2 protein-coding genes are annotated in these 715 nt (G+C 51.3%); both read right to left on the bottom strand.

The window, feature by feature from the left end:
• Positions 1-480, bottom strand: a 480-nt coding sequence (locus R7Z50_RS27280; protein ID WP_318149720.1) for a hypothetical protein, incomplete at its 3' end; no start/stop codon positions are given.
• On the bottom strand, positions 480-715 hold a 236-nt coding region (locus R7Z50_RS27285), incomplete at its 5' end, for a peptidoglycan-binding domain-containing protein (RefSeq protein ID WP_318149721.1). The genes R7Z50_RS27285 and R7Z50_RS27280, both read right to left, overlap by 1 nt.

Genomic DNA, 715 nt, shown 5'->3' on the forward strand with positions numbered 1-715 from the left:
TCCTTGCCACTGCTGCGCATTGCGCTCCAAGTCATTCACCTGTGACGGAGCAGAAGTCGGCGCATCGTTTTGAGACAGCGCATTTTCCACTTTTTTGGCGAGATCTGGAGACAAGGAAGACAAGTCTAGATCATCCAATGACAAACCTAAGTCGTCACGACGACGCGTAGATGCTGTGCTCGTGACGGGAGTAGCCGTTGTCGGATCTGGAGCCTCACCCTCGTTGGCATACTCGGAGGGTTGCAAGAATGTCCCAATGTCGCGAGATAACTCGGCACTCGGCCATTCTCGTGGCAGTTGAGCAAGATCCGTTGATTCTGGATAATCTAAAACTTCAAATGGTTGTACGACTTCCGCCACCACGACCTCTGGCGTAACCGCTTGAGCCTCTGGCGTAAGCAAATCTAAATGCCACGCAACCGCAATCGCTGACACACTAATAGGCACAAGAAAGAGTCCAACATGTTTGATGACTGACATTACGCCTCCTCCTTGTTAATGCTTGCTAGTGTTGGCGCATTGGGTTGCACACTTTGTTGTAAGCGCTCTAACGTGCGATGACCCGCAATGCCATCCACACCGATGCCCTGCCAACGTTGGAACAGTTCCACTCGCTCTTTTAACGCACCGTCAAAAATGGACGTTTCCAATGGTGATTCACTGACCGCTTTGGCAAGCAATTGGTCAAGCACTTCGATCGCCGGCCCTTCCATAT

It is taken from the genome of Vibrio sp. 1249-1, from assembly GCF_033340495.1.